6 protein-coding genes are annotated in these 5,475 nt (G+C 60.9%); all 6 read right to left on the bottom strand.

Going from position 1 to position 5,475, the window contains the following annotated elements:
* Positions 1 to 245 precede the first annotated feature (245 nt).
* Entirely contained in the window at positions 246 to 1,781 is a 1,536-nt protein-coding gene (locus PFH44_RS24505; protein WP_283826441.1) for a DHA2 family efflux MFS transporter permease subunit, read from the bottom strand.
* A 10-nt stretch (positions 1,782 to 1,791) separates the two neighbouring features.
* Positions 1,792 to 2,970: an efflux RND transporter periplasmic adaptor subunit gene (locus PFH44_RS24500; protein ID WP_283826440.1), complete on the bottom strand. Its 1,179-nt coding sequence runs from the start codon at positions 2,968 to 2,970 to the stop codon at positions 1,792 to 1,794.
* Between the two features lie 24 nt (positions 2,971 to 2,994).
* Complete coding sequence (locus PFH44_RS24495) at positions 2,995 to 3,450, bottom strand: MarR family transcriptional regulator (protein WP_133599606.1); 456 nt, start codon at positions 3,448 to 3,450, stop codon at positions 2,995 to 2,997.
* A gap of 192 nt (positions 3,451 to 3,642) precedes the next feature.
* Positions 3,643 to 4,032, bottom strand: coding sequence for a 4-carboxymuconolactone decarboxylase (pcaC, locus tag PFH44_RS24490; protein ID WP_045858460.1), 390 nt, complete (start codon positions 4,030 to 4,032; stop codon positions 3,643 to 3,645).
* Positions 4,025 to 4,789 (bottom strand): 3-oxoadipate enol-lactonase, encoded by a 765-nt coding sequence (gene pcaD, locus PFH44_RS24485; RefSeq protein ID WP_283826442.1) that lies wholly within the window; start codon positions 4,787 to 4,789, stop codon positions 4,025 to 4,027. The genes pcaC and pcaD overlap by 8 nt, the downstream gene beginning before the upstream one ends.
* Positions 4,779 to 5,475 (bottom strand): lyase family protein (locus PFH44_RS24480; protein ID WP_283826439.1); only part of this gene is annotated, 697 nt, incomplete at its 5' end. The genes PFH44_RS24480 and pcaD, both read right to left, overlap by 11 nt.

Raw genomic sequence — 5,475 nt, 5'->3', positions numbered from 1 at the left:
GACCGCAGGCTGCAGGCCGGGAGGTGAGCGCAGTGCGCAGCACCGATTTCCGTGCGGGACCGCGGGGATTGTTAAGGGGAAGACGGTTATCTTCCCCTTAACCCGGTCACCTGGCACCGAGGCAGCATGTTCTGCCGGGCATCTGGTGAGCGGAACGTCTCCCGGCCGACAAGCCGCAGACCTCGTGGACTACCCCTTAACCCGGTCGCCAGGCCAGCTGACCCGCGTTTCGGCCCCGCTTGTTACTAGTGACCGGCCGAGGGGGCGCCCGGCGCTCCGGCGCGGCTGAACGGCGGACGGGCAAACCAGATAACCACGATCAGCGCCATAAAGCCCCAGCCTAACACCCAGAAATAGTCGATGGTCGACATCATATAGGCCTGCTGCTCGATAGTTTTATCGATCAGCGCCATATGCTGCTGGGACGCTCCGCCCATCTTCTCCACGTAGTCCACCGCCGCCGGATTATAGGCGGAGACGCTTTCGGTCAGGTTGGCATGGTGGAACACCTCCCGCCGCGACCAGATCCAGGTGGTCAGCGAGGAGGCAAACGAGCCGCCCAGCACGCGGAAGAAGGTTGCCAGACCGGAACCTTCCGCCACCTCCGCCCCGTTGAGATTCGACAGCACGATGGTGGTGATCGGCATAAAGAAAAACGCCACGCCGATCCCCATAAACAGCTGCACTTCGGCGATGGTGCGGAAATCGACGTCGGTGTTGAACTGCGCGCGAATAAGGCAGGAGGCCCCCATGGTCAGGAACGAGAGCGAAGCCAGAATACGCAGATCGAAATTATTGGCGTAGCGGCCAATCATCGGCGTCATCACCAGCGGCAACACGCCCATCGGCGCGGCGGCAAGCCCGGCCCAGATGGCGGTGTAGCCCATCTGGGTTTGCAGCCACTGCGGCAGAATAATGTTGATGGCAAAAAACGCCGCGTAGCCCAGGGTCAGCGAGAGCGTGCCGATAGCAAAGTTACGGTCCTTAAACAGCCGCAGGTTGACTATCGGGTGGCGCTCGCCCAGCTCCCAGATAACGAACGAAACCAGCGATATCGCCGAAATTACCGACATAATGACGATATGGATTGAGGCGAACCAGTCGAGGTCGTTGCCCTTATCCAGAACCACCTGCAGCAACCCGACGCCAAGCACCAGCAGCGCAATGCCGATGTAGTCAATCGGCGCATGGGTGGTGGTCTCTTCCCGCGCGCGCATCTGCGTCCAGACCACAATCGCGGCAAAGATGCCGATCGGCACGTTGATGTAGAAAATCCACGGCCAGGAGTAGTTATCGGTGATCCAGCCGCCGGTAATGGGGCCGACGATCGGCGCCACCACCGTCACCATCGACAGCAGCGCCAGCGCCATGCTGCGCTTGCTCGACGGGAAGATGACCAGCAGCAGCGTCTGGCACATCGGGAACATCGGCCCGGCGAAGAAGCCCTGCAGGGCGCGAAAGATAATCAGCTCGCTCATGCTGTGGGCAAACCCGCACAGGAACGAGGTCAGGGTAAACAGCACCACCGAGCCGATAAACAGCTTTAGCTGGCCGAAGCGCCGGGTAAACCAGCCGGTCAGCGGCAGCGCAATGGCGTTACACACCGCAAACGAGGTGATAACCCACGTCCCCTGATCGGCACTGACCCCGAGGTTGCCGGCGATCGTCGGCAGCGCCACGTTGGCAATCGTGGAGTCCAGCACCTGCATAAACGTGGCCAGCGACAGCGCGAGCACCGCCAGCCACATATTGGGCGGCGTAAATGCGGCCTTATCTTGCATAACGTCTCTCTTAACGGGCGCCGGCGGCTACCGCTTTGCTGTTGTCATGAAGGATTTTAGCCACCAGCTGGTCCGCCTGTTCCAGCGGGTTCTGATACACATCCGTGGTGAAACGCGGGGCGCTAACGGTTTGCTGCGGCAGCAGATGGCCGTCGGTATCGCGAATATCAACGCGAACGTTCATCGACAGCCCCACGCGCAGCGGGTTTTTCTGCATATCATGCGGATCCAGCGTGATGCGCACCGGCAGACGCTGGACGATTTTGATCCAGTTGCCGCTGGCGTTCTGCGCCGGCAGCAGCGAAAACGCGCTGCCGGTGCCGATGCCCAGGCTCTCAATGGTGCCGTGGTACTCCACGTCGTCGCCGTAGAGATCCGCGTTAAGCGTCACTTTCTGCCCCAGGCGCATCCCGCTCATCTGGCTCTCTTTGAAGTTGGCATCGACCCACACCTCATTCAGCGGCACGATAGCCATCAGGGTGGTCCCCGAATCGACGCGCATGCCGAGCTGGACCGCGCGTTTCGCCACGAAGCCGCTGACCGGGGCAACGATGGTGCTGCGCGAATTGTCCAGATAGCGCTGGCGCAGCGTGGCTACCGCGCTTTTAATTTCGGGATGGCTGTCGATAACCGTATCGTCAACCATCGCGGTGTTGGTGCGTAACGCCTCCTGAGCGGCGGCTAAGTCGCTCTGCGCGCTGGTGACCGCGTCGCGATAGTGGGAGAGATCTTCCGCCGCGATGGCGCCGCTCTGGAAGATTTTCTGCCGCCGGGCGTAGTCGTTTTGCGCCGTCTGCAGGGCGACCTTTTTCGCCGCCACCTGCGCGCGATAGTTATCCGCCGTGCTGTAGAGTCCGCGAACCTGGCGCACGGTGTTGGCCAGATTGGCTTCCGCCTGCTGTAGCGCAATTTCGGTATCGCTCGGGTCAAGCAGCACCAGCGGCTGCCCCTTCTGCACAAAATCCCCCTCATCCACCGTGACCTGGGTCACCGTGCCGCCGATCTGCGGAGTGAGCGTCACCTGGTTGCCGTTAACGTAGGCATCGTCGGTCGATTCATAGTAGCGGGCGTACAGCAGGTACCATGCCACGCCGCCGCCGGCGGCCAGCAGCAGAATAATCAGTAAAATAATAAAGTTGCGTTTGCGCTTGCTGCCGCGCTCGGCGTACTGTGCAGGTGTGGTTTCCATCTTGTCCGGACCTTCTTGAATACGTTAGCGATGAGGGGCAACAATTTCGTCTGGCAGCATTTTTGTCATTAGCTCTACCAGTAAACGAGACTCGTCGGGGGTCAGTCGGGCGGTAAGGTCGCTGATGATTGACGCCAGCGCCTCATTGACAAAGCGCTCGCAAATCAGCTCGCCTTTGCCGCTTAGCGCCAGCACGACCTGCCGCTTATCCTGCGGATTAGGCGAACGGCTGATGAGATCGCGCTTGACCATCCGATCCACCATGCGGCTCATCGCCCCGGCGTCCATGACCAGATTTTTGCTGATCTCAACCGGACTGGTGACGCCCTTATAGATGCTGATCAGCACCTTAAACTGGGCGGCCGTGATATCCATGCCGGAGAAATACTGGCTAATGAGCTGATCTTTATACTGATTTGCCAGATGGATTAATAAACCCAGATGGAACTTGTTATTGATAATACCCGGATGCTTATTCATGATATTTGCCTGGTCAGTAATTACAAATGAAATTACTGACCAGGCATTTATTTGTCAATGCTGTGTCAAGAAGATCGCACATTTTGTCAGGACGAGCGCCGACGGCTGCGCCGGAAGAGATAAACAAAAAAGAGGGTTAACGCGAGGAGAGCCGGCCGCAAACGCGCGCGGCCAGCCTGAGAACGCGGGCGCCTAGGCCTGCCGCGCGTCCAGATCGTCAAACACCTGCTGCGCCAGATGCATCGTGGCGTTGGCCGCAGGCAGGCCGCAGTAGAGCGCGGAGTGCATAATCAGCTCCTTGAGCTCATCGCGGGTCACGCCGTTATTAAACGCAGCGCGCAGATGCATTTTGAGCTCCGCTTCGCGATTAAGCGCGATCAGCATCGCGATGGTGATCATGCTGCGAGTATGGCGATCCAGCCCCGGTCGGGTCCAGGTTTCGCCCCACGCGTAGCGGGTAATAAAGTCCTGAAACTCTTCATTGAGCGGGGTCAGCTTATCCAGCGTGCGGTCAACGTGGGCATCGCCCAGCACCTGACGGCGTACCGCCATTCCCTGCTGATAACGCGCCTTGTCATCCATGCTGCTCTCCCCGGAAGAATCCCAGTAATGCGGCGCTGAATGCGCTCGCCGCTTCGATATTAGACAGATGCGATGCGGAGACCACCACCACCTGCGAGGCGGGGATCTGCTGATGGAGAAAGTTGGCATCCGCCACCGTCGTGACAGGGTCACTTTCCCCGGCGATAATCAGGGTTGGCAGGCTGATGTGCCCGACTTCACTGCGCAGGTCGGCCGCCGCCAGCGCTTCACAGCAGGCGGCATAGCCCTCGGCATCGCTATGGGTCAGCTGATGGCACAGGGATGCGACCACCTCCGGCGCCTTCTGGCGAAAGGCGTGGCTAAACCAGCGGTCCGCCGCGCCGGCGGCCACCACGTCCATCCCCTCCTGACGGACGGCCCGCGCCCGCGAGAGCCAGCTGGCCTGGTCGCCAATTCGCGCGGCGGTATTGGCCACCGCAATAGCGTAAAATCGCTCCGGGGCGAAGCGTCCCAGCCACAGTCCGGTCAGTCCGCCCATCGAAATCCCGCAAAACCAGGCTTTCTCTATCTGCAGATGATCGAGCAGCCTAATAACGTCTTCGCCAAGCTGGGCAAGGGTCACTTTACCGCTTTTAGCGGTCTGACCATGACCGTGGGTGTCGTAACGCAGCACGCGAAACCGCGCGGTTAGCGCGCCAAGCTGCGGCTGCCACATCGACCGGGTGGTGCCCAGCGAGTTAGAAAGAACGATAACCGGCGCACCTTCCGGGCCGTCAATCTGGTAATCAAGGTTCATCATGTTGTTCCTTGTAACGCGCCACAACCTGGCGCACAAAAATTTCCGCACTGCCGGTAGCCGTTGTCGGGTCCAGCAGCTGGGTTAAACGGGCTACGCTAAGATGCCGGCTGACCTGAGGGTCGCTTTCCAGCAGCGCCTGCAGCGGGCGCGACTGGTCAATCGCCTGGCGGCACAGCGCCTCGACCCGATGATGGGCGTCGGCCTTACCGATAAACTCCGCCAGCGCCAGGGTCACCGCTTCGGCCATAATCAGGCCGTGGGTAATATCGAGATCGGCGCGCATTTTTTGCGGGAACACCTGCATATCGCGCACCAGCTCGACGCTCTGTTCCAGCGCGCCGCCGACGAGGGTAATCAGCTCCGGGAGCGTCTCCCACTCCGCCTGCCAGCCGCCGAGCGCGCGCCCGTGCTGCTGAACCTGGCCGGCATACAGGCAGGCCACCAGGCCCGGCGTACGCTGGGCCGCCGTGAGGATCGCCGCGCAGCCGACCGGGTTACGCTTGTGCGGCATCGTCGACGAACCCCCGCGGCCCTCCGCGACCGGCTCCGCAACTTCGGCAACTTCCGTCTGCATCAGCAGCGAAAAGTCGTTGGCAAATTTGCCCAGCGTCCCGCAGACCCCGGCGTACCAGGCCCCCACTTCCAGCAGCCGATCGCGCTGGCTTTGCCACGGGGTGTCCGGC

Source organism: Klebsiella sp. Ech2A, assembly GCF_030078455.1.
GTDB classification, from domain to species: Bacteria; Pseudomonadota; Gammaproteobacteria; order Enterobacterales; family Enterobacteriaceae; genus Klebsiella; species Klebsiella terrigena.
The sequence above is the reverse complement of the archived record's forward strand: the minus strand, read 5'-3'. Positions and strand labels throughout refer to the sequence as shown.

Coding starts and splice junctions, on each gene's coding strand:
- PFH44_RS24505 (WP_283826441.1), bottom strand. CDS start 1,781: ATGCAAGATAAGGCCGCATTTACGCCGCCCAATATGTGGCTGGCGGTG.
- PFH44_RS24500 (WP_283826440.1), bottom strand. CDS start 2,970: ATGGAAACCACACCTGCACAGTACGCCGAGCGCGGCAGCAAGCGCAAA.
- PFH44_RS24495 (WP_133599606.1), bottom strand. CDS start 3,450: ATGAATAAGCATCCGGGTATTATCAATAACAAGTTCCATCTGGGTTTA.
- pcaC (WP_045858460.1), bottom strand. CDS start 4,032: ATGGATGACAAGGCGCGTTATCAGCAGGGAATGGCGGTACGCCGTCAG.
- pcaD (WP_283826442.1), bottom strand. CDS start 4,789: ATGAACCTTGATTACCAGATTGACGGCCCGGAAGGTGCGCCGGTTATC.